Source organism: Pseudomonas sp. GNP013 (assembly GCF_054343995.1).
The window spans coordinates 1,060,972-1,084,555 of record NZ_JBTGUT010000001.1; the positions used below are offsets into that span (position 1 = coordinate 1,060,972).

Annotated in this window: 18 protein-coding genes; 8 read left to right on the forward strand and 10 right to left on the reverse strand. The window is 63.1% G+C overall.

Annotated elements, in window-relative coordinates:
* Positions 1-142 precede the first annotated feature (142 nt).
* The 4 genes from ACXX81_RS04915 to ACXX81_RS04930 all read right to left on the reverse strand — a co-directional run bounded on the left by ACXX81_RS04915 (position 143) and on the right by ACXX81_RS04930 (position 5,205).
* Entirely contained in the window at positions 143-1,813 is a 1,671-nt protein-coding gene (locus tag ACXX81_RS04915; RefSeq protein WP_458571294.1) for a bifunctional protein-serine/threonine kinase/phosphatase, read from the reverse strand.
* Positions 1,813-3,024, reverse strand: coding sequence for a nitrate/nitrite transporter (locus tag ACXX81_RS04920; protein ID WP_003230331.1), 1,212 nt, complete (start codon positions 3,022-3,024; stop codon positions 1,813-1,815). The genes ACXX81_RS04915 and ACXX81_RS04920 overlap by 1 nt, the downstream gene beginning before the upstream one ends.
* A gap of 365 nt (positions 3,025-3,389) precedes the next feature.
* Positions 3,390-3,965, reverse strand: coding sequence for an ANTAR domain-containing response regulator (locus ACXX81_RS04925; RefSeq protein ID WP_209983751.1), 576 nt, complete (start codon positions 3,963-3,965; stop codon positions 3,390-3,392).
* 13 nt (positions 3,966-3,978) lie between these two features.
* The gene (locus ACXX81_RS04930) at positions 3,979-5,205 is read right to left on the reverse strand and encodes a CmpA/NrtA family ABC transporter substrate-binding protein (protein ID WP_231421452.1); all 1,227 of its coding nucleotides are present in this window, start codon (positions 5,203-5,205) and stop codon (positions 3,979-3,981) included.
* 161 nt (positions 5,206-5,366) lie between these two features.
* Here ACXX81_RS04930 and sctC point away from each other — a divergent pair, with 161 nt between their 5' ends.
* The 4 genes from sctC to ACXX81_RS04950 all read left to right on the forward strand — a co-directional run bounded on the left by sctC (position 5,367) and on the right by ACXX81_RS04950 (position 8,966).
* Complete coding sequence (gene sctC / locus ACXX81_RS04935; RefSeq protein ID WP_458571295.1) at positions 5,367-6,824, forward strand: type III secretion system outer membrane ring subunit SctC; 1,458 nt, start codon at positions 5,367-5,369, stop codon at positions 6,822-6,824.
* 166 nt (positions 6,825-6,990) lie between these two features.
* On the forward strand, positions 6,991-7,386 hold the full coding sequence (locus tag ACXX81_RS04940) for a winged helix-turn-helix domain-containing protein (RefSeq protein WP_458571296.1): 396 nt from the start codon (positions 6,991-6,993) through the stop codon (positions 7,384-7,386).
* Positions 7,379-7,840, forward strand: coding sequence for a transglycosylase SLT domain-containing protein (locus ACXX81_RS04945; RefSeq protein WP_209983744.1), 462 nt, complete (start codon positions 7,379-7,381; stop codon positions 7,838-7,840). The genes ACXX81_RS04940 and ACXX81_RS04945 overlap by 8 nt, the downstream gene beginning before the upstream one ends.
* Positions 7,841-7,925: 85 nt before the next feature.
* Positions 7,926-8,966, forward strand: coding sequence for a quinone-dependent dihydroorotate dehydrogenase (locus ACXX81_RS04950; RefSeq protein WP_458571297.1), 1,041 nt, complete (start codon positions 7,926-7,928; stop codon positions 8,964-8,966).
* Between the two features lie 749 nt (positions 8,967-9,715).
* Here ACXX81_RS04950 and rmf read toward each other — a convergent pair.
* Positions 9,716-9,931 (reverse strand): ribosome modulation factor, encoded by a 216-nt coding sequence (rmf, locus tag ACXX81_RS04955; RefSeq protein WP_002553055.1) that lies wholly within the window; start codon positions 9,929-9,931, stop codon positions 9,716-9,718.
* A gap of 532 nt (positions 9,932-10,463) precedes the next feature.
* On the opposite strand from rmf, the gene rlmKL reads away from it, so the two are divergent.
* Together rlmKL and ACXX81_RS04965 are read left to right on the forward strand one after the other, a co-directional pair.
* Positions 10,464-12,728 carry a bifunctional 23S rRNA (guanine(2069)-N(7))-methyltransferase RlmK/23S rRNA (guanine(2445)-N(2))-methyltransferase RlmL gene (gene rlmKL, locus ACXX81_RS04960; RefSeq protein ID WP_209983740.1) on the forward strand — a complete coding sequence of 755 codons (2,265 nt, stop codon included), beginning with the start codon at positions 10,464-10,466 and terminating at the stop codon, positions 12,726-12,728.
* Positions 12,729-12,864: 136 nt separating this feature from the next.
* Positions 12,865-15,249 carry a sensor domain-containing diguanylate cyclase gene (locus ACXX81_RS04965; RefSeq protein WP_458571298.1) on the forward strand — a complete coding sequence of 795 codons (2,385 nt, stop codon included), beginning with the start codon at positions 12,865-12,867 and terminating at the stop codon, positions 15,247-15,249.
* A 107-nt stretch (positions 15,250-15,356) separates the two neighbouring features.
* Here ACXX81_RS04965 and dacB read toward each other — a convergent pair whose 3' ends face one another.
* On the reverse strand, positions 15,357-16,817 hold the full coding sequence (dacB, locus tag ACXX81_RS04970; protein ID WP_209983736.1) for a D-alanyl-D-alanine carboxypeptidase/D-alanyl-D-alanine endopeptidase: 1,461 nt from the start codon (positions 16,815-16,817) through the stop codon (positions 15,357-15,359).
* A 303-nt stretch (positions 16,818-17,120) separates the two neighbouring features.
* Entirely contained in the window at positions 17,121-17,465 is a 345-nt protein-coding gene (locus tag ACXX81_RS04975; RefSeq protein WP_209983734.1) for a YggL family protein, read from the reverse strand.
* Between the two features lie 245 nt (positions 17,466-17,710).
* Here ACXX81_RS04975 and ACXX81_RS04980 point away from each other — a divergent pair, with 245 nt between their 5' ends.
* Positions 17,711-19,036, forward strand: coding sequence for an NAD(P)/FAD-dependent oxidoreductase (locus ACXX81_RS04980; protein ID WP_322214211.1), 1,326 nt, complete (start codon positions 17,711-17,713; stop codon positions 19,034-19,036).
* 296 nt (positions 19,037-19,332) lie between these two features.
* On the opposite strand, the gene ACXX81_RS04985 is transcribed toward ACXX81_RS04980, so the two are convergent.
* From ACXX81_RS04985 to ACXX81_RS04995, 3 genes are read right to left on the reverse strand one after another with little or no spacing between them, the layout of a single operon-like run.
* Positions 19,333-20,796: an aldehyde dehydrogenase family protein gene (locus ACXX81_RS04985; protein ID WP_458571299.1), complete on the reverse strand. Its 1,464-nt coding sequence runs from the start codon at positions 20,794-20,796 to the stop codon at positions 19,333-19,335.
* Between the two features lie 28 nt (positions 20,797-20,824).
* On the reverse strand, positions 20,825-21,538 hold the full coding sequence (locus ACXX81_RS04990) for a cupin domain-containing protein (RefSeq protein ID WP_209983728.1): 714 nt from the start codon (positions 21,536-21,538) through the stop codon (positions 20,825-20,827).
* A gap of 21 nt (positions 21,539-21,559) precedes the next feature.
* Entirely contained in the window at positions 21,560-22,411 is an 852-nt protein-coding gene (locus ACXX81_RS04995; RefSeq protein ID WP_458571300.1) for a GNAT family N-acetyltransferase, read from the reverse strand.
* Between the two features lie 501 nt (positions 22,412-22,912).
* Between ACXX81_RS04995 and ACXX81_RS05000 the strand changes: the two genes are divergently transcribed.
* Positions 22,913-23,581 (forward strand): haloacid dehalogenase type II, encoded by a 669-nt coding sequence (locus ACXX81_RS05000; protein ID WP_209983724.1) that lies wholly within the window; start codon positions 22,913-22,915, stop codon positions 23,579-23,581.
* Positions 23,582-23,584 lie beyond the last annotated feature (3 nt).

Consider the following 23,584-nt stretch of genomic DNA (forward strand, 5'->3'; position numbering starts at 1 on the left):
TTCTCTCGGGAAGCTCGATCCTTCGTCGTTGAAGGGGCGGCTGTATGTGGGGTGTTGGGAAGGCTAATGCAGCGGTTGTGCCAAGTCCGCATAACCCCGGTTTTACTGGGCGTTTAAACCCACAGCCGAAACGTTTTGCCCGTTAGTGGTGCAACAGCCCATACAGCAGCACCAGATTGAGCAGCAGCGACAGCAGCGCCAATGTGCGCCACACCTTCAAGGGTTCACGCTCCAGCAGCGGGCGCGGGCGCACGCTCAGTTCGCGGCGGTCGGCCTGCTCCAGCACCAGCAGCCATTCTTCGGCGGTTTCATACCGCTGCGCCGGTTGCGCGGCCACGGCGCGCTCCAGGCTCAGGGGCAGCCAGTCCGGCAGGTCGGGGCGATAGCGGCTGGCGCTGATCGGTTGATGGAAGCGGGGGCGTTGGAAGGCTTCGATTTCGCCGTAGGGATAATGCCCCGTCAGCAGGTAATACAGCGTAATGCCGACACTGTACAAATCCTGCTGGGCCGCAGGACGCTCGCCATTGAACGCTTCGGGGGCGATAAAGCTCGGCGTGCCGGGCAGTGTGTTGATCGGGTCTGCGGAGAGGCCCGGGCAGTAGGCCAGGCCAAAATCCAGCACGCGCAGTTCACCGTCGTCGCCCAGCAGCAGGTTTTCCGGCTTGATATCGCGGTGCAGGATTTGCCGACGATGCAGCAGCCCGACCGCGCGCAGCAAACGCTCGGCGATGGACTGCCATTGCGCCAGGGGCAACGGGCCTTGCTGCTTGAACAGCTCGGCCAGGGTAAGCCCAGGGTATTCGCGCATCACGTAGTACACATGCTGACGCCCGCTGGCGGGGTGGACCTGCGGGAACGCGCGCCCGGCCACCCGGCGCAGAAACCATTCCTCCGACAGCAGGGCCTGGCCCGCATCGGTGTCATTGTCATGGCTGCGCGGCAGGGTTTTCAGCAGCCAGGGCTGTTGCTGCGCGTCGCGGACCCGGTACAGCAACGATTGTCGGCTCTGCGCCACCACACTTTCCACCTGCCAGCCTTCGAACGCCTGGCCGGGCTTGAGCGGCGGTGGCAGTGGCCATTGCTGCAACTGCACCAGCGCATCGCCCAGGGTGGCGGCGCCGAGTGCGTCGATGCGCACCAGCAACGCGCTGGCGTTGTCCTGGCTGCCGGCCAAATGCGCGGCGCTCACCAGAGTGTTGACGGCCAGGTCGAGGTCGGCTTGCTCGCGCAGGATCGCACGGATGCTGTGCTCGCCCAATGTGGCCCAGACGCCGTCGCTGAGCAGCAGAAAGCACTCGCCCGCGCGCAGTTCGCCGTCGAGAAAGTCCAGCACCAAGTGTTGATCCAGGCCGAGGGCGCGCTTGAGCACATGCTGCATGCCCGGTTGCTCCCACACATGGTCTTCGCTGATGCGCTGCAGCTCGCCGTCCAGCCAGCGATACACGCGGCAATCGCCGACATGCGCGAGGGTGAAGCGTTGACCGCGAAACACCAGGGCGCTGAGGGTGGTCAGTAACGGCTGGCCGCCGCCGTTGGCTTGCAGCCAGCGATTCTGTGCGAGCAATAACCGTTCGAGCGCCTGGGCCACGCCCCAGGTCTGCGGTGTGGCGTAGTAGTCCAGGGCCAGCGCCTGCAGGCTTGAGCGTGCGGCCAGGCCGCCGTCGGCACATTGGCTGACGCCGTCGGCGAGGGCGCACAGGTACCCTTTGCTCGCGGCCAGTTGCGCGCTGGGCGTGACCACCCGCAGCGCGTCCTGGTTTTCACTGCGCGGGCCAATGGCGCTGGCCTGGGCAACGCTCAGTTGCAGGCTCATCAGACGCGCGCGGCGGTCACGGCGGCCGAACCCCAGGTGGTTCTCCAGCGGCGTTTCACGCCGTAAAGGCCGAACCAGGCCAGCACGCCGAGGCTGGCGAACAGCCACAGGGCCAGTTGATAACTGCCGGTGCTTTGCTTGATCGCGCCCATGCCGGCGGCGAGGGCGAAACCACCGATCCCGCCAGCCATGCCGATCAGGCCGGTCATCACGCCGATTTCGCTGCGAAAACGCTGGGGCACCAGTTGGAAGACCGCGCCGTTGCCGGCACCCAGTCCGAGCATGGTGCAGACGAACAGTGCGAGGGCGGCGTAGGAGCTTGGCAGGTTGAAACCCACCGCGGCGATGCACACCGCCGCCACGCTGTACATGCCCAGCAGGGTGCGAATGCCGCCGAAGCGGTCCGCCAGGGCGCCGCCCAACGGCCGCATCAGGCTGCCGCCGAACACGCAGGCGGCGGTGTAGTAGCCGGCGGTCACCGGGCTCAGGCCATACTGGTCGTTGAAGTAGCCGGGCAGGGCGCTGGCCAGGCCGATGAAGCCGCCGAACGTCACGCTGTAGAAAAACATGAACCACCAACTGTCACGGTCGCCCAGGGCCTTGAAGTAGTCGGCCATGGCTTTGGCTTTCGGGCGTTGCGGGGCGTTGCGCGCCAGCCAGGCGAACACGATCAGCGTAAGCACTAACGGAATCAGCGCAAAACCAAAGACATTGCTCCAGCCAAAGGCGGCGGCCAGCACTGGCGCCAGCAACGCGGCGAACACCGTGCCGGAGTTGCCTGCACCGGCAATGCCCATGGCCTTGCCCTGGTGTTCAGCGGGGTACCACTGCGAGGCCAGGGGCAGGGCGACCGCAAAGGATGCGCCGGCCATGCCGAGGAACAAGCCCAGCAGCAAGGCTTGTTCATAGCTATGGATGCCCAGTTTCCAGGCGCCGAACAACGCGACGATCACGATCACCTGGCCAATCAGCCCGGCGGTCTTGGGTGACAGCTTGTCGGCCAGCATGCCCATCAGAAAGCGCAGCACCGCGCCCGCCAGGATCGGCGTTGCCACTACCAGGCCACGCTGTTGGGTGGTCAGGTGCAGGTCGGCGGCAATCTGCACCGCCAGCGGGCCCAGCAGGTACCAGACCATGAAACTCAGGTCGAAATACAGGAACGCGGCAAACAGGGTCGGGGTGTGCCCGGATTTCCAGAAGCTTGATTTCATCACGCACCTCAACGGTTGGGGGTCTTGTCAGAAGGCCAAAACGAAAAAAAACGCCGCCATCGGGTTCGCGAAAGCAAACCGGATGTGCGACGTCTTTGTCGTGGAAGGGCAACCGCCGTTGGCTACCTGTGATGAATGCTTAGCAAGTCCTGCGCCAACACTAAACTTTGTGCAGAACAAGCCTCCTGTGGCGAGCGGGCTTGCCCCGCGTTGGGGTGCGCAGCGCCCCCAATCAAGCAAAACGCGGTGTACCTGATACGGCTCAGCGTCTGGTTTTGGGGCTGCTGCGCAGCCCAACGCAGGACAAGCCTGCTCGCCACAACAACAATCAAAACCAGTCTGCCCATCACAAGGCTTTGCCACAGTCAGCCCAGCAACTCACTCATGGCAATAATCTGCTCGGCCACCTGGATCAGTTTCTGCTGGCGGCTCATGGCCTGGCGGCGCATCAGGGTGTAGGCCTCTTCCTCGTTGCAGCTTTTCATTTTCATCAGCATGCCCTTGGCCAGTTCGATGCGCTTGCGCTCGGCCAACTGCTGGTCACGGGCCTGCAACTGGGCACGCAGGGCCTGGTCGCTTTCGAAGCGGGCCATGGCCACATCGAGGATCGGTTGCAGGCGCTGGGCCTGGATGCCTTCGACGATGTAGGCGCTGACGCCGGCCTTGATCGCCTGGCGCATCACATTCGGGTCGTGCTCATCGGTGAACATCACAATCGGCCGCGGCTGGTCGCGGGTCACCAGCACCACTTGCTCCATGACATCGCGCCCGGCTGACTCGGTATCGATCAGGATCACGTCCGGGCGCACCGTTTCGACGCGGGCCGGCAGGTCGATGGTCAGGCCGGACTCATCGATCACCTCGAAGCCGGCCTCGACCAGCGCTGCCTTGAGCCGCCCGACCTTGCGCGGGGTGTCGTTGATCAACAGGATTCGCAACATGGTGGTGCTCCTGTCAGCGCCGGGCCTGGCGGTTGGGGTGGTCCGCCAGGGCGTGCAGACGGAAACTGCGGGCGTAGGCGGCGGGGTCGGAGCCGTCCCAGATCTTGCCGTCGATCAACTGGCTGCTGCGCGTGTCCTGGCGGCTCGCAGGCACGTCAACGACGGCGGCGGCCTGGCGATACAGGTCCAGTTGCTGGACCTGGCGGGCAACCTGAAGGTAGTCCGGGTCTTCACGCAACAGGCCCCAGCGGCGGAACTGGGTCATGAACCACATGCCGTCGCAGAGGTAGGGCAGGTTGACCTCGCCATTGGCGAAAAAGCGCAGGGCATGGGGATCCTGCCACTGGTTGCCCAGGCCGTCGTCATACTGGCCGAGCAGGCGCGGCTCAATGCAGTCGAGTGGGGCATCAAGGTACTCGCGGGCGCTGAGCAGTTGCGCGGTGGAACGGCGGTTTTCGTGGCTCTGCTCGATAAAACGGCTGGCTTCGAGCACCGCCATCACCAGCACGCGTGCGGTGTTGGGGTATTGATCGACGAACGCTTGGGTGCAGCCGAGCACTTTTTCCGGATGGTTTGGCCAGATCGTCTGGCTGGTCGCCAGGGTGAAGCCCTGATTGTGCTTCACTGCGCTGGCGGCCCAGGGTTCGCCGGCACAGAAACCGTCGATGCGCCCCGCCTGCAGGTGCGCAACCATCTGCGGCGGCGGCACCACCACGCTGTCGACATCCTGCAAGGGGTGAATGCCCTGGCTTGCGAGCCAGTAATACAGCCACATGGCGTGGGTGCCGGTGGGAAATGTCTGGGCGAAGGTCAGTTTTGTGCGGCTTTGGTGCACGTGGTGGTCCAGCGCCTCAGGAGTGGTCACCCCTTGTGCCTGCAGGCCGTGGGACAGATTGATGCTCTGGCCGTTCTGGTTCAGGCCCATCAACACCGCCATGTCGGTGGGCGCCACGCCGCCGATGCCCAGGTGCACCGCATAGATCAGCCCATACAGGCTGTGGGCGGCATCCAGTTCACCGCTGACCAGCCTGTCGCGCAGGTTGGCCCAGGATGACTGGCGCTTGAGGTTCAGGGTCAAGCCGTAGGGTTGGGCAAAGCCCTGGGTGGCCGCGACCACCAGCGAGGCACAATCGCTCAAGGCCATGAATCCGAGATCGAGGCTGCTCTTTTCCGGGGCGTCACTGCCGTGAACCCAGGCCAATGGATCTCTGGCCGGGCCGCTGCCTGCCGAATCGTTCATCAATGCCGCCTTTTCAATCAAAAAACCAGTGAGCAAGGCTTAGCAAGGCACATGCCACGGCCCCGTAGGCGCGGCTGGCCGTCAGTTTCTCATCAAGATTGAAACGCGACCGGCTTTCAGTATGGCCGCCTCTTTGCGCCATACAGCCAGGAACATCCACGGTGACGATCGATTCCCCTGTCATGACCCGCTTGCGCCGGTTGCTGTGCCTGGCTGTGCTGTGCGCAAGCGCGTTCGCCTCGGCCGAGGACTACCGGGCGCAGGATGAAAGCCTGCATACCGTGTTCAGCGCATTGTCAGTGCCCTTGGGGTTGCCCGTGGTGGTCAGCCGCGACGTCTCGCGCAAGCGCGTTTCCGGGGTGTTCGATTTGAGCGCCGCGCAGCACACCCTGCAGGCCGTGGCCGAGCAGCATGGCCTGATCTGGTACAGCGACGGCCAGGTACTGCGTGTGTATGACGCCAGCGAAGCGAAAAGCTCGGCAGTGACGCTGCGGCATATCTCGGTCGACCGGCTGCGCGGGTTCATGCGCCGTTCGGGGTTGGATGAATCACGCTTTCCCCTGCGCGAAAGCACCGGGCCCACCTTTTATGTGTCCGGCCCTCCCAATTATGTGGACCAGGTGCTGCACCTGGCGCAACTGATGGATCGCCAGCGCACTCAGGTGCGAGTGGGCGATCAGGCGTTTGGCGTGGTGCAGGTGTTCAACACCCACGTGGCCGATCGTCAATATGCCCTGGGTGATGAGCAGGTCAATGTTCCCGGCATGGCCTCGATGATCGAAACCGTACTGGCTGCCGAGCGCAAGGGCGGTGCGCGAGGTCCGCTGGCGAACAAGAGCCTGCTGGTGATCGCCTATCCCGACTCCAACAGCCTGCTGATCAAGGGCACGCCGGCTCAGGTGAAGGTGATCGAGGAACTGGTGGCGCAACTCGACACGCCCAGGCGGCCGATTGAGGTGGCGTTGTGGCAGATCGACGTGGACCGTGCCGAGCTGGAAAAGCTGGCGACCGCCTGGTCCGGGGAGGGCAACGACCCGCCTTCAGTAACGCAGGTGCTGGCCCCTCTGGATGACAACCGCCTGATGGCGCAACTGGCTGCGCTGGAGCGTCGTCGCAAGGCCAGGGTGGTGGCGTTTCCGGTGATCCTTACCCAGGAAAACGTCCCGGCGGTGTTCCATGACGCCCACACCTTTTACCTGCCCAAATCGGCGCAAGACGACGCCCAGTGGCAACCGGTGCGCTATCGCACCGAAGCCAGTGTGCTGCCGCGGTTTGCCGATGCGAGCCAGATCGAGATGCAACTGAACCTTGAAGATGGGCGGCCCATGGCCGGCAAGCTCACGCCAGGTTCGACAGGGGCGGTGGGCCGCATCGCGATCAGCACGGTGGTGCGTGTGCCTCAGGGCCGCCGTTTGTGGTTGGGGGCTTTTCGCCGTGATGACGAGGGCATGCGCCGCGCCCGGGGTGCCCAGGTGCGGCTGTTCGTGATCCAGGCGCGCGCGGTGGGCGGCGAGCCGAAGCTGCTGGCGGGCGCCGTAGGACCGCCGCCACTGACCGAGACCCAATACGAGCGCGTGCGACGTGCCTTTATGGGCGTGAACCCCGAGGGCGCTGAGTGATCTGCGCGCGGCGAAAAGTCCTACTTAGTGACTCTCGAAATCCTCACGCGTATAGGCAGTTTCCTAGCTCCGTTCGGCGATCAGGTTTTTATAGTCCTGCTGTTGCCGTATCGGTCGATTCAGGAAGCAAGAAATTCAATGTCAGTAGATGGATACCGAGGTGCCCATGGCCATCGCGAATGATGAGCTGACTGCCTCATGGGTGTTTGCCGGATGGACCTTGCATGGCTATGGCCGGTTGACCGGGCAGAATGTGGACCTTCAGTTGCCGCCCAAAGAGTGGCATGTGCTGCGATTGCTGCTGGCATCCGGCGGTGCGTTGATGACCAAGGACCATTTGCTGGAGTCGGCCTGGCCCCGTAGAGAGGTGTCCGAGGAGTCGCTCACCCGCTGCATTTATTCGCTGCGCAAGTACCTGAAGACCGACAAGGGCTTTATCAAGACGATTTATGGCAAGGGCTATCGTTTTACCTGCGCCGTGAATGTCCAGTTCAGGCCGCTGCGGGAAGGGGCGCACGGGCCGCGTCTCTGCTCGGCCTGTGGCCAGGTGCAGCATGATTAAACGCCTGGTCAGCAGCATCGTATTGACTGCGGCGCTGCTCGGCAGCCCGGCCTGGGCCGATTGCTGGGCAGACGTGGCCGGTCGCTACGACATTGAACCGGAGCTGCTGCAGGCCATCGCGGCGGTGGAGTCGGGATACCGTGCGAACGCGATGAACAACGCGAACAGCGACGGCAGCCGTGATATCGGCTTGATGCAGATCAACAGCATGCACCTGCCGCGCTTGCTCAAGCAGGGCATTACCGAAGAGCGGCTGCTGAGCGAGCCGTGCCTGTCGGTTGAAGTGGGCGCTTCGATCCTCGCCGAGTTTATCCAGCGTTTCGGTTACAACTGGACGGCCGTGGGCTCCTACAATGCGGGGCCAGGGTCGGGGCCGCAGCGTGACGCCTTGCGCGAGCAGTACGCGCAGAAAATCTGGGCCCGCTATGAGGCGCTGGTCGCACTGCGTCAGTGACGATTGGGCGGCACGCCTCGCACCGGGGCGATCACCCCGGCTATAATCGCGCCACCTTTCGCCGCCATCCGAGTCTAGCCCGCCCATGTATAACCTGGCCCGCCAGCTGTTGTTCAAACTCTCCCCGGAAACCTCCCACGACCTGTCCCTGGACCTGATCGGTGCCGGCGGCCGTCTGGGGCTCAATGGCCTGGTCTGCAAGGCGCCAGCGAAAATGCCGGTGTCAGTGATGGGGCTCGAGTTTCCCAACCCGGTCGGGCTGGCAGCCGGCCTGGACAAGAACGGCGCGGCCATCGACGGCTTTGCCCAGTTGGGTTTTGGTTTTGTCGAAATCGGCACCGTGACCCCACGGCCGCAGCCGGGCAACCCCAAGCCGCGCATCTTCCGTCTGCCGGAAGCCGAGGCGATCATCAACCGCATGGGCTTTAACAACCTGGGCGTCGATCACCTGCTGTCGCGGGTTCAGGCGGCAAAGTACAAGGGCATCCTGGGCATCAATATCGGCAAGAACTTCGACACCCCGGTCGAGCGCGCGGTGGATGACTACCTGATCTGCCTGGACAAGGTCTACGCCCACGCAAGCTACGTCACCGTCAATGTCAGTTCCCCCAACACGCCGGGCCTGCGCAGCCTGCAGTTCGGCGATTCGCTCAAACAACTGCTCGAAGCCCTGCGCCAGCGCCAGGAAGACCTGGCCGTGCGGCATGGCAAGCGCGTGCCGCTGGCGATCAAGATTGCCCCGGACATGAGCGACGCAGAGACCGTGCTGGTGGCCCAGGCGCTGGTGGATTCGGGGATGGATGCGGTGATCGCGACCAACACCACCCTGAGCCGCGCAGGTGTCGAAGGCCTGGCCCATGGGGATGAAGCGGGCGGGCTCTCGGGTGCACCGGTACGTGAGCAGAGCACCCACATCGTCAAGGTGCTGGCGGCCGAGCTGGCCGGACGCTTGCCGATCATCGCCGTGGGCGGCATTACCGAAGGCAGACACGCCGCCGAAAAAATCGCCGCCGGCGCCAGCCTGGTGCAGCTTTACTCCGGCTTCATCTACAAGGGCCCCGCGCTGATTCGCGAATCGGTGGATGCCATTGTGGCGAGCGGGCCTGCCCTAATGCCAGTCAGTTAAGCGAACGCAATGCTCAAGGCAACGACGATCAAATGTGGGAGCTGGCTTGCCTGCGAAGACGATTTTTCGGTGTACATATCCGTTTCTGCGGTAACGGCTGCTGGCGGTTCCGCTCTTACAGCGGCTCACTTTTGAAAAGCGCAAAAGTAAGCAAAACGCTCTTGCCCCAACACTCGGCACCTCGCCCAGGCTCGGTGTGCCCGAACGCAGGCTTCGGAGCGTGGGCCGCCGCGATGGGCCATCCCTGGCCCAGCGCGGCTAACCCGGCGTCCTGCCGGGTTACCCACACTCCAAAGCCTGCGTTCGGCCAGCGTGTTTGACGGGGCGCTCAAGATCAAAAGCAAAAGCGCGGCGGCCTTAGAGCCGACCGGAATGGTTTGCCGAAAGCTGTACAAAATGTGGGAGCGGCGGTGCGACGACTCCATAAGGGATCTGCGCTTAACTGACTGGCATTAGGGCTTGCCCCGCGCGAGTCTGCCAGCAGACCCAGTCATGACGCTGCGTTCTTTCAGTTGGAGCCGAGTGTCCGGTTTTGGGGCTGCTGCGCAACCCAACGCAGGACAAGCCTGCTCGCCACAGAGCGGGCAATAGGGCAACCCACAAAAAACGCTAGCCTCAATGGGTTTTGCCATCCAATAAAAAGGGCTCCATAAAGGAGCCCCTGGGCCGAAGCCCGCCGCCTGGGTCAGGCGTGCGTGGTTAAGTCGTTACATATTCAAAGGTGGTATGTCGGAATTAAATGCCCTGAGTTAGCCGACGGCGTGAAGTTCGTTGAGTCTGTGGATACCCGCAGTGCCAGTCATACCGTCCCAGTTGTCGCCGCGTCCTTCTCGCCAGCCGTTGATCCAGGCTTGGCGTACCGACGGTAGAGTAAATGGGCAAAGCTCACGGGATTTGCCATGAACGCCATATTGATATCCGCGTAAAAATGCTCTTTCCAACGGATCACGCTTAAGTCTTCTCATAGGGTGTTTCCCTCACTGGTTGACTGTCTAGATATCCTTCGGCCTCGTCTGGGGCCGGGCAGAGTTTTTCTGCCGTTGGTGGGCTCGCTGCCGGCGTGGCGAGCCTGTGTGTCGGCGTCGTTACGGCGCCAACCTGTGTTGATTTCTAACCAATAGGTCACATGGATTCAATGATCGTTTTGTCATAAGCACGTAACGTTTTGGATGCTATAGCCATAAGCTGGGATGGCTTTTCGCCCCTTTTTATCGCCAAAGCCAGCTATGATGTGCCCCGCGCAGACCATGGGTGCAATCCCTTGGTGAGAATGCCCGCCCGTTGCAGTCGGTTATTATTCGACGAAGGGTCGGAATATTTCTTTTTGTTGCCTAAAATTATTGATCTGCCTTTGCATTCAGGGCCTACGGGCCCTATCGCCCGGGTGGGACGGCACATTCGCGCCACGCGAGCACTCTTCAAGAAAAGTGCTTGATTGAAAACCGAACCGGCGATGCGTCGCCCGTTCATTTATTGCTGAAAAGCCTGGAATGCCCCATGTCGGACCGTTTTGAACTCTTCCTCACTTGCCCCAAAGGCCTTGAAGGCCTGCTGATCGAGGAAGCCGTCGGGCTTGGCCTTGAGGACGCCCGCGAGCACACCTCGGCCGTGCGCGGCATGGCCGACATGGAGACCGCCTACCGCCTGTGCCTCTGGTCACGTCTGGCCAACCGCGTGCTGCTGGTGCTCAAGCGCTTCCCGATGAAGGATGCCGAAGACCTCTATCACGGCGTGCTGGACATCGAATGGGCCGAGCACATGGTCCCCGATGGCACCCTGGCGGTGGAATTCAGCGGCCACGGTTCAGGCATCGACAACACCCACTTCGGCGCGCTGAAGGTCAAGGATGCGATTGTCGACAAACTGCGCACCCCGACCGGCGAACGGCCGTCCATCGACAAGATCAACCCGGACCTGCGCATCCACCTGCGCCTTGACCGTGGCGAAGCCATCCTCTCCCTCGACCTGTCCGGCCACAGCCTTCACCAGCGCGGTTACCGCCTGCAGCAGGGCGCTGCGCCGCTGAAGGAAAACCTCGCGGCCGCGATCCTGATCCGTGCCGGCTGGCCGCGCATTGCTGCCGAAGGCGGCGCGCTGACCGACCCGATGTGCGGCGTGGGCACCTTCCTCGTCGAAGGCGCGATGATCGCCGCCGACATGGCGCCCAACCTCAATCGCGAACTGTGGGGCTTCACCACCTGGCTCGGCCACGTGCCGGCGCTGTGGAAGAAACTTCACACCGAAGCGTCGGAACGTGCCGCCATCGGCATGAACAAACCGCCGCTGTGGGTGCGTGGCTATGAAGCCGACCCGCGCCTGATCCAGCCGGCACGCAACAACATCGAACGCGCGGGCCTGAGTCACTGGATCAAGGTGTACCAGGGCGAAGTCGGCACCTTCGAGCCGCGTCCGGACCAGAACCAGAAAGGCCTGGTGATCTGCAACCCGCCCTACGGCGAGCGTCTGGGTGACGAAGCCAGCCTGTTGTACCTCTACCAGAATCTTGGCGAACGTCTGCGTCAGGCCTGCATGGGCTGGGAAGCGGCGGTGTTCACCGGCGCGCCGGACCTTGGCAAGCGCATGGGCATCCGCAGCCACAAACAGTATTCGTTCTGGAACGGCGCACTGCCGTGCAAGCTGCTGCTGATCAAGGTCAACCCGGATCAGTTCGTCACCGGCGAGCGTCGCACCCCGGAGCAGCGTCAGGCCGAGCGCGAGCAGGCCGCTTACGACCAGGCCCCGGTCGAGCCGCAAGAGCGCCAGTACAACAAGAACGGCAACCCGATCAAACCGGCGCCAGCACCGGTCGTCGAGCAGGCACGCCTGAGCGAAGGCGGGCAGATGTTCGCCAACCGCCTGCAAAAGAACCTCAAGCTGTTGGGCAAGTGGGCCAAGCGTGAAGGCGTGGATTGCTACCGCGTGTACGACGCCGATATGCCGGAATACTCCATGGCCATCGACCTGTACCACGACTGGGTCCATGTGCAGGAATACGCCGCGCCCAAGTCCATCGACCCGGAAAAAGCCTCGGCACGCATGTTCGATGCCCTGGCCGCGATTCCCCAGGCGCTCAACATCGACAAGAGCCGCGTGGTGGTCAAGCGTCGCGAGCGCCAGAGCGGCACCAAGCAGTACGAGCGCCAGAGCGCCCAGGGCAAGTTCACCGAGGTCAGCGAAGGTGGCGTGAAGCTGCTGGTCAACCTCACCGATTACCTGGACACCGGCCTGTTCCTCGACCACCGTCCGATGCGCATGCGCATTCAGAAGGAAGCGGCCGGCAAGCGCTTTCTCAATCTGTATTGCTACACCGCCACCGCCAGCGTGCACGCCGCCAAGGGTGGCGCGCGCAGCACCACCAGCGTCGACCTGTCCAAAACCTACCTGGACTGGGCGCGTCGCAACTTCTCGCTCAACGGCTTCTCCGACAAGAACCGCCTGGAGCAGGGTGATGTGATGGCGTGGCTGGAGGCGAGCCGCGATGAGTTCGACCTGATCTTCATCGACCCGCCGACCTTCTCCAACTCCAAACGCATGGAAGGCATCTTCGACGTACAGCGCGACCACGTGCAATTGCTCGACCTGGCCATGGCGCGCCTGGCGCCGGGCGGCGTGCTGTACTTCTCGAACAACTTCCGCAAGTTCGTGCTCGAGGACAACCTCAGCGAGCGCTACGCCGTCGAGGAAATCAGCGACAAGACCCTCGACCCGGATTTTGCGCGCAATGCCAAAATTCACCGCGCCTGGAAAATCACCGCACGCTGATTGGCGCGTGTCCACTGCAGGCGCGAGCTTACTTGCTTCTGCAGTGGTTTGAGGCTGGTCAAACCCCTGGCCTATGGCTATAACTAAGGCCTGGCCAACGTGACACCTCCGCACGTTGGCGTCTTGAGTGTTGTCCATGCCGTTGCAAGCCGTCCGCCCGAAAATACTAGGCTTTATCAGTGAGCAGGCATCCGCCTGGTGGGTGGCGTCGGTGGTATTCCTGGCAGGGGTTGCCTTGACCATTATCGTCGCCTGGGCCGCTTGCGAGCTCAATCAACAACAAGTGCGCCAGCGCTTCCAATTGCTGGTCAGTGAGCGCTTCAGTCGCCTGCAGGAACGTTTCGAAGACCAGGAGCAACGCCTGGGCAGCCTGCAACGTTTCTTCACTAATTCCCAGAACGTGACCCGCGCAGAATTCGACGGTTTTGCCCAGCCCTTGCTGCTGCACGCGCGCGCCTATGCGTGGGCGCCGCGCGTAGTGCGCGCGCAGCGCAGCCGCTTTGAACAGGACATCTCGCGCGCGCTCGGCACGCCGTTCGCCATCCGTGAACTCAATGCCGTCGGCGAACTGGCTCTGGCGGCTGAACGTGATGAATACGTGCCGGTGCTGTACAACCAGACCCAGAGCCAGTTCGGCTCGCCCATGGGGTTTGACCTGCTGGCCCAGCCCCTGCGGCGCTCGACCCTTGAACGGGCGCAGAAGAGCGGCAAGCTGGCAGTGTCCCAGCCGATGCAACTGGTGGGCGTGGAGCCTGCCTACGCGACGGGCGTGCTGCTGGTTGCGCCGGTCGCTTCCCAGGCAGGAGCAGAGCCGTTTGGCTTCGTGATGGCAGTGATCAGCCTGCGCCAGTTGGTGGCCGACGGCTTGCCCAGGCCCGACCGCGATAACCTGGTGACGCAGATCGTTGACACCTCCGACCTGCAGCAACGCAGGCTTTATGAGTCGGGCAACACGCCGAGCGACAACGACCTCAGCGTGACCCGCCGCCTGACCCTGGGCGACCATGTCTACGCCCTGACACTGCGTCCCAGCCAGGTGTTCGACGGCACCGGGCACTCCTCGCTGATCAGCATCCTGAGCATGGGCGGGCTGCTTAGCCTGTTGGTTGCAGTCTTGCTCTACGTGCTGGTCAGCCAGCGCCAGCGCGCGCTGAAACTGGTGGAGCAGCGCACCGGGCAGCTGCGCGCGCGCGAGCAGGAACTGCGCGGTACCCACAGCCAACTGCGCAGCGTGCTGAATGCCGCCACCCAGGTCGCTATCATCGCCACCGACCTGCGCGGCGTAATCAATACCTTCAACGCCGGTGCCGAACAGATGCTCGGCTTCAAGGCCGCTGAGGTGCTTGGGCGCGCCACCCTCGAAAGCCTGCACCTGGCGTCGGAGCTGGAAGCCAGCGCCGCGAGCGTGAGCCTGCTGCTGGGCAAGCGTATCCCGCCGAGCCAGGCCATGCTGGTACAGAGCCCGGACAGCCTGCACGAGGCGCGCGAATGGACCCTGGTCCGTGAGGATGGCAGCCAGTTGATCGTGAATATGCTCGGCACCGCGTTGCTTGATGACCATGGCCTGTGGGTGGGCCACCTGGCGATCTACCTCGACGTGACCGAGCAAAAGCGCGCCTATGAGGCACTGGCCGCAAGGGATCGCCTGCTAAAAAAACTCAGTGCCCACGTGCCCGGCGGGATTTTCCAGTTCACCCTCAAGCCCCGGGGTGAGTGGCGCTTCATATATGCCAGCGATGGCATGCGCGATATCTATGAAATCGAGGTGGGGGTGTTGCAGCAGGATGCGGAAAAGGTCTTCGAGCGCATCCATCCACTGGACGTCGAACGCATACGTGCCTCGATTCGCTCGTCGGCGGTGCAGCTGAGCCATTGGCGCGAAGAGTACCGGGTGATCTTGCCGCAGCGGGGTCTGCGCTGGATTCGTGGCGAGGCCACGCCGGAGGAGTTACCCGGAGGTGGCACGCTGTGGCACGGTTATGTGTCGGATATTTCCGATCTCAAGCGAGTGGAAGAAGAACTGCGCGCGCTCTCCATCACCGACTCCCTGACCGGCATCCACAACCGTCGCTACTTCCAGGACCGTCTCAAGGCCGAGATGGTGCGCGTCAGGCGTACGTCGGGGGCGTTGTCGGTGATCATGCTGGATATCGACCACTTCAAGCGCATCAACGACCGCTATGGTCACGGGGTGGGCGACGGCGTGCTGCAGGAACTGTGCAAGCGCATCAGCCAGCGCCTGCGCCGCACCGATGTGTTCTGCCGCCTGGGTGGCGAAGAGTTCATGGTCTTGTGCCCCGGCACCGATGGCCAGCAGGCCTACAGCCTGGCGATGGAGCTGTGGGAATCGTTGCGCAGCGTACCGATGGAGGCAGTGGGTACGGTGACCGCCAGTTTCGGCGTGGCCAGTTGGCGTGTCGATGAGGGCATCGACGGCTTGCTGCTGCGCGCCGATTCGGCGGTGTACCTGGCCAAGCAGGCCGGCCGCGACCGTGTCACGCCGGAAAAACTACCGGCCTGAAGGCAGACACAAAAACCAATGTGAGAGGGGGCTTGCTCCCGATAGCGGTGAATCAGTCAATCCGTGGACTGATTCACCGCCATCGGGAGCAAGCCCCCCTCCCACATTTAGAGCACCGGCGCTGCCGCCATCACTTTCGGCTGGCGGTACAGGTCCAGCAGCACCTGGTCGAGCACCGACGAGGCGCCCCACGGCTTCGGATCGTTGAGGATCGCCACCACCGCCCAGGTGTAGCCGTTGTTGTCGCGGCTGAACCCGGCGATCGCCCGTACGGTGTTCAGGGTGCCGGTCTTGACGTGGGCTTCGCCGCGCATGGCGGTGGTCTTCAGGCGTTTACGCATGGTGCCGTCGGTACCGGCAATCGGCAGGGAGCTGATGTATTCGGCGGCGTACGGGCTTTTCCACGCGGCCTGCAACATGGCGGCCATCTCGCGCGCGCTGACGCGCTCGGCGCGGGACAGGCCGGAACCGTTCTCCATCACCAGGTGCGGCGCGGTGATGCCTTTCTTCGCCAGCCACTGGCGCACCACGCGTTGCGCGGCCTTGGCATCGTCGCCGTCGGCGTCGTTGCGAAACTGCGCGCCCAGGCTCAGGAACAACTGCTGGGCCATGGTGTTGTTACTGTATTTGTTGATATCGCGGATGATTTCCGCCAGGTCCGGCGAGAACGCGCGGGCCAGTACCTTGGCGCTCTTGGGCACCGGGGCCTGGAGGTCGCGGCCCTGGATGCTGCCGCCCAACTCTTTCCAGATGGCGCGCACGGCGCCGGCGGTGTAGGTGGCGTGGTCGAGCAGCGAGAGGTAGGTCTGTGAGCTGCAGCCATCGGCCAACTGGCCGCTGACGGTCACGGTGACGCTGCCATCGGCGGCGGTGACCGGGTTGTAGCGCACATCGCCGGTGCACTGCTTGGCGTTGGAGACCTTGACCTGGTTATCGATACGAATGGTGGCAATCGGCGGCTCAACCGAGACGATCACCCGTCCGCCATCGTTACGCGTGACAAAGCGCAGGGCCTTGAGGTTGACCAGCAGCGCGTCGGGCTTGACCAGGAACGGTTTGTTCTCGTCGTTGCCGTCGTCATTGAACTCGGGCAGCAGTGGCTGGTTGAAGAAACTGCGGTCCAGCACCAGGTCGCCGGTGACCTGCTGTACGCCATTGGCCCGCAGGTCACGCATCAGCAGCCAGAGTTTTTCCATGTTCAGCTTGGGATCGCCGCCGCCCTTGAGGTACAGGTTGCCGTGCAACACGCCACCGCTGAGGGTGCCGTCGGTATAGAACTCGGTTTTCCACTGATGGTTGGGCCCCAGCATTTCCAGGGCCGCGTAGGTGGTGACCAGCTTCATGGTGGAGGCGGGGTTCACCGAGACGTCGGCGTTGAACACGGTCGGCGTGCCCGGGCCGTTCAGCGGAATCATCACCAGGGACAGGGCGGTATTTTGCAGCTTGGCTTTCTGCAGGGCCTGCGCGACATTGGGCGGCAGGCTGTTGTTGACGGGGGCGGCGGCGGCGGAAAAGGCCAGTGGCAGAAGCAGACCGGCGAGTAACAATGGACGCAAGGATTTGATCATAAAAAATAGAACCCTACTGCTGAGGAGGGTGAAAAAAGCGAGGGGAACGTAAGAAAAATCCCTCAGTGGTCATGAAAGTGTCGGCATTATGCCCCAAGGTCGCGCCACTTGTAGCTGAACGATAGCTGGAAATTGGCGTTTTTTTGCAGGCGCGGCGTTGCTTTCACTACAGAGTTGGCAGTGAGTTCATTGATCGAGTGATTTTGAGCGGTTGCCCGGCGACCAAATGTCGTGGGCGCGGAGCACCAGAGGAGGGGCTCGCGTAAACAAACAGGGCCATCACGAAGATGGCCCTGAGGACAATCAGGCAACCGGGTTGATCGGCTTTTCCGGGTACCAGACGTCCAGCAACGGGCTGACTTCAGCGTTGGTCAGTTCATCGCGGGATTTGAGCCAGGCTTCAACCTTGGCGCGCTGCTCTTCGCTGACCGAGCCACGCTTCTGCAGGCAGACCAGACCGTAGTCGTCACCGCCGACGTAGCCCAGGCCGTTGGCTTCCATGGCTTCTTTGAGGAATGCGTCGAGAAAAGTATCGATTGCATCGTCGGCCAGGTCTTTCTTGAATTCCAGGTTCAGTTCGAAACCCAGTTCCTGGAACTCGTCCACACACAGTTTTTTGCGCAGACGCCGGGAGCGGTTAGTGGCCATGAAACATTCCTCTTAATAAATAACGGTGCGCACTTTACCAGCTAATAGACGCGGCCGCCTCACGGCGTTACGCAAACCCTCATCCGCTTCATCGGTAAAGTCTGCCGGGGCAGGCCTGTTAAACGGTGGTTTGTATCAGTCAGCCGGTATTTTTCGCCGTTTATGCATGGCTTCATGGTGGTGTAATAAATCCATGCTGCCGCGATGCCAGAGCCCCCACGACCGACCTTGACGGAAACCCGCCCATGCCAGCTCCCCTGATTCCTGTAGAAACCTCGCCTGACCTGCCGACGGACGCCGATGTGGTCGTGATCGGCGGTGGCATCATCGGTGCCTTTACCGCCTATTACCTGGCCAAACGCGGGATGAAGGTCGCGCTGGTGGAAAAGGGCCGTATCGGCGCTGAACAATCGAGTCGCAACTGGGGCTGGTGCCGCCAGCAGAATCGCGATGCGCGCGAGCTGCCGATGGCCACCAAGAGCCTGGAACTGTGGTCGCAGTTCGCCGCCGAAACCGGCGAGCAGACCGGCTTCACCCGCTGCGGCCTGCTTTACCTGAGCAATGACGAAAAGGAAATCGACGGTTGGGCGCGCTGGGGCGAATTTGCCCGTTCGGTCAACGTCGAGACCCATATGCTCACCGCGCAGCAAGCCGCTGAGCGGGGTCGGGCCACCGGCAAACAGTGGAAGGGCGGGGTCTACGCGCCCACCGACGGCATCGCCGACCCATCCCGCGCAGCGCCTGCGGTCGCGCGCGCGATCATGGCGCTGGGCAGCACGGTGCATCAGGACTGCGCCGTGCGCGGGCTGGAGACCGAAGGCGGGCGACTGTCGGGAGTGGTGACCGAGAAGGGCACCATCCGCACCCGTCTCGCGGTACTCGCCGCCGGTGCCTGGGCGTCGTCGTTCTGCCGTCAGTACGGCATTCGGTTTCCCCAGGCGACCATTCGGCAAACGGTGCTTCGCGTGTCGCCGCCCAATCAGGAACTGCCCAGTGCGCTGCACACCTCCCAGGCCTCGATGACACGTCGCTTTGATGGCAGCTATACGCTGGCCATCAGTGGACGCGGCCGGGTTGATCCGACGCCGCAGTTGCTCAGCTTTGCGCCGCAGTTTTTACCGATGTTTCAACGCCGCTGGCGCAACCTGGCGGTGGGCGGGTTCGAAGGCGCGCGGGCAGGGCATGAAAGCTGGAAGCGCTGGCGTCTGGATGAGCCAACGCCGATGGAGAAGATGCGGATTCTGGACCCCACGCCTGATGCGGCGGCGGTGAAGTTGACTTACGCGCGGGCTGCGCAACTGATGCCGGCGTTTAAAGAGTCATCGGTGACGGCGGCTTGGGCGGGGTACGTGGACAGCACGCCTGACGGAGTTCCCGGGATTGGGGAGATGGCCAGCTTGCCAGGCTTGGTGTTGGCGGCGGGGTTCAGTGGGCATGGGTTTGGGATTGGGCCGGGGGCGGGGCATTTGATTGCGGATATCGTGAGCGGGGCGCAGCCGATTGTGGATCCGCAGCCTTATCACCCGGATCGGTTCAAGTCTTCGGCTTGGGGAAAGGTGGCGGACTTTTGAGGTTTTTTTGGGGGGGGTATAGCCGTTGCTTCGGTAACGGCTAATGGCGGTTCCGCTTTTACAGCGCCCCAGATCAAGAGCGCGGCGACCTTAGAGCCGACCGAGGTTTTCCTGCCTGGCGCTGTTCAAACTGTGGGAGGGGGCTTGCTCCCGATAGCGGTGAATCAGTCAATACATAGACTGGCTGTCACACTGCCATCGGGAGCAAGCCCCCTCCCACATTTGATCTCCATTTGTCTGATAGATATCACACTGCTTTTGATCTGCTTTGCTTTGGTTTTTGCCCCTACATTAATCTACCCGCCAAACCCAACAATCGCCTTAATCTCCAGATACTCCTCGAACCCCACCACCCCATACTCCCGCCCATTGCCCGACCGCTTATACCCCCCAAACGGGGCCATCGGATCCCACGCCGGATGATTCAGATGCACCTGCCCCGCCCGAATACGCGATGCCACTGCCCGGGCAGCCTGCAGGTCCTGCCCCTGCACATGCGCGCCCAGCCCATACACCGTGTCATTGGCAATGGCCACCGCCTCGTCCACCGTGTCATACGCAATGATACAAAGCACCGGCCCGAAAATTTCCTCCTGGGCGATACGCATGCGGTTGTCCACTTCAGAGAACACCGTCGGCCGCGTGTAAAAGCCGTAATCAAAACCCGCCACCCGCCCTGGACCGCCGCACACCAGTTTCGCCCCTTCGTCGATACCGGCCTCGATCATCACTTGCACGCGTTCGAACTGCGCCTGATTGGCAATCGGCCCCAGCACCGTGTCCTCCGCTGACGGGTCACCCACGATGATCGCGTTGGCCGTCGCCGCCGCCAGGGCTTCGACCTCGGCCAACCGCGCCCTCGGCACGATCATCCGCGTTGGCGCGCTGCACGACTGGCCCACGTTGCGAAACGCCGACATCACCCCCAGCGGCACCACGTTGGCAAAGTCCGCATCGGGCAGCAGCACGTTCGGCGACTTGCCGCCCAGTTCCTGGGTCACGCGTTTGACCGTCGGCGCGGCGGCCTGCGCTACCAGGGCGCCGGCGCGGTTGGAGCCGGTGATGGAAATCATGTCGATGTCAGGGTGCGCCGCCATCGCCGCGCCCACCTCGTGACCGCTGCCGTTGACCAGGTTGAACACCCCCGGCGGCAGGCCGGCGTCGTGCACCAGTTGAGCGAACAGCAACGCGCTCAGCGGCGACAGTTCGCTGGGTTTGAGCACCACGGTGCAGCCGGCGGCAATCGCCGGCGCGACCTTGGCGGTGATCTGGTACAGCGGCCAGTTCCACGGCGTGATCAGCCCGCACACGCCGATGGCTTCGCGTTCGATGGCGGTGCTGCCTTCGAGCGTGTGAAAGCGGTAGCTCTTCAGCAGGTCACGCGCCACCCGCACATGTTCGGCCGCCAGCGGCACCTGCATGGCGCGGGCAAAACCGATGGCCGCGCCCATTTCCAGGGACAGCGCCTGGGCCAGTTGTTCCTTGCGCTCCAGAATCAACGCGTGGATGTTCCCCAGCACCACGGCGCGCGCCGCCGGAGCAGTGGCCGACCAGCCGGGAAACGCCGCACGCGCCGCAGCGACGGCACGGTCGACATCTTCGCTGGAGCCGCGCGCCACCTGCGCGGCCACCTCTTCGGTGGCCGGGTTGATCACCGCCAGGCTCGCCGGAACGGCCGGCGCCACCCAACGGCCATCGATGTAGAACTTGTCCGCCGTGTGCGCATCGACGCTGTAGCGGTTCGAAGAGTGTGTAGTCATTCAACGGGCTCCCTGGAGCGATAACAGCTTATTTCACCGCGTAAACCTTGCGCACATACACCGAGCCGCGCCAGGCGCAGGGCGCGCCTTTGGCGACGAATACGGTGTCGCCGGGGTTGACCGTTGTGTCCACACCTTCGGCGTCCTGCAGCGTCATGCTGCCTTCGATCAGGTACATCAATTCATGCAGCTTGTGCGGGCGACCGTGACGGGCATAGGGCGTGGAATCCCAGATGCCCACGCGCAGCTCGGTGCTTTCATCATCGAACAGGTTGTTCGCGCGGCACTGCGGCGCGGGGCCGATCAAAATCTGCGCGTCGGGGGCGGCAGACGGGTTGAGCGGGGTGCGTGGATCGAGCCAGGTGAGGCCGGGACGCAGCGGCGCGTCGGTGAGGTTCAGCGCGCAGAAAGCCCACCAACTGCCGGGGCTCGCCTGCAGGGTGAGGCGTGTGCCCCGGCCGATCACGGCGCTGTCGCCGACGCCCAGTTCCAGGGTCTGCTCGGCGCTGTGCAGCAGCACGGAACCTGCCTGCACTACCAGCGTTTCGCTGTAGGGGAAATCGTCGATGACAGCTTCGCCGCTGAACGCAACGCGCCCGGCCGACACGCCGTCGTCGCTGAGCCAGGCGATCTGGCGGGCGTCGCCGAACGGGTCGAGCGTGTTCAGGGCCGCGTGGCGAAAGGGGGTGCCAACGGCGCTGCCGTCAGCGCGGGCCAGCATCAGAATACGGGGAGAGGACATGGGTAAGGCTCCAGGAAAGAATCAACCGACCGCTTGGGTGATCAGGGCAAACAGGTGGACGCCGCCGCTGGCCTTGGGCGGTGTGCCCTTGGCCATGCGGGCGACGGTGTCGACGCACTTGAGACCGGCCTGTTCGAGCCAGTCGCCGAGGCCGCACTTGGCGGGAATGTCGATGCGCACGAAGGCGTCCGGCACCTGCTCAAGCAACGTGGTGATCAGGTGTTTGGCCTGTTCGAGGGTTTCGGCCACCACCGGGCCGATGCAACGTCCGCGGCCGAATGGGCGCAGCAGCGCAAACCCGCGCAACTGGCCGTCGCGTTCGATGCCCACGGCGTGTTCCACCTGCAGGTCGCGCAGGATTTCACGGCGGTCCAGGCCGCTGCCGGCGTTGGCCAGGGCAATCACGGCGGCGTGATCGTCGGCCGTCAGCGGGCGACAGTGTTCACCCTCGGCCAGCGCGGTCTGCTCGGGCACCTGCACATTGCCTTGGTGCTGCTGTATATGGCCGAACTCGACAAAACCCTGGCTGGCATACAGCGGCGCGCCGGCCACGGTTGCGTTGAGCAACGGTGTGCGCGCGGCACAGGCTTTCAGCGCCAGCTCCATCAAACGTCGGCCAATGCCCCGGCCCTGATAGTCGTCGCTGACAATCACCAGGCCGATGGTGGCGTAGTCGCCCTGAGGGCAGGCGAATGCGGTGCCGATCAGGCGCTCGCCATCGAGTACCACAAAGCCGTCACTGACCCGCTGCAGCATCGCCCAATCTTCCTGGCGGTGGGGCCATTTGAGTTGCACCGACAAGTTATGGGCGGCCGGCAAGTCGGCCACCGTCATCGAGCGATAGAGGTAATCAGTGTGTGGCTGGGCTGCCATGGCGGGCCTCCGTTGAGCAAAAGGGGGAGCATCATTGGAATGCCTGTATCCCACCTGTTTTCAGGGCTGGCAAGAGGGCGCGCAGTATTCGGCAGATTTGCGATGCAGGAGGGTCACACCACCATAGTTACTACTAAATTCGAGGCGGCGCTCAGCAGCAAATGCGTTGCCGTAGAGAGGGCTGTTTATGGCCGCGTCAGCGCGCAGCACCAAGCGCGGCGGCCCACCACACTTTCTGCCGCTCGCCAGCCCCATTCTTGAGCCTTCATGCCGTAAAAGGCCCATTAAGGCGCATGAATACGGGCTTTGCCCAAGGCTTGTGCGCGCCGCAAACTCTGCTGGCGCTGGCGCTAAAAACGGTGCTTTGTATTGAGGTGCGGGCGTTTTTGACGCCATCTGCTGATTTCACAGTGTTGTAATGAAGCTGTGTTGCACAGGGCTGACGCGCCGCCAGAGCCGCGAACGCTTGGCCACATTCCATTGACTCCAGGACCACACGCCATGAGCTTTCTTCGTCCCAAATTCATTACGTTCGACTGCTACGGTACGCTGACCAACTTCCACATGGGCACCCTGACCCGCGAGCTGTTTGCCGACCGCGTCACGCCTGAGCAGATGGAACAGTTCGTCAAGGACTTCACCGCCTACCGCCTCGACCAGGTGATGGGTGACTGGCGGCCCTACGATGAAGTGCTCAAGACCGCCCTGGCCCGTACCTGCAAGCGTTGGGGCATTGAGTATCGCGAAGAAGGCCAGCTGTATTACGACGCCGTGCCGACCTGGGGGCCCCATGCCGATGTGCCAGCCGGCCTGTCGAAGATCGCCGACAAGATTCCCCTGGTGATTTTTTCCAATGCCATGGACAGTCAGATCATGTCCAACGTCGAGAAGCTCGGCGCACCGTTCCACAAAGTGTTCACCGCCCAGCAGGCCCAGGCCTACAAGCCACGCCTGCGCGCGTTCGAGTTCATGCTCGACAACCTGGGCTGCGGTCCGGAAGACATCTTGCATGTGTCGTCCAGCTTCCGCTACGACCTGATGCCGGCCCACGATATGAAGATCAAGCACAAAGCCTTCGTTGCCCGTGGGCATGAAGTGCCGGCCAATGCCGCCTATGGTTACCAGCAGATTACCGATATCGGCGGGTTGCCAGGCCTGGTGGGTTTGTAAAAC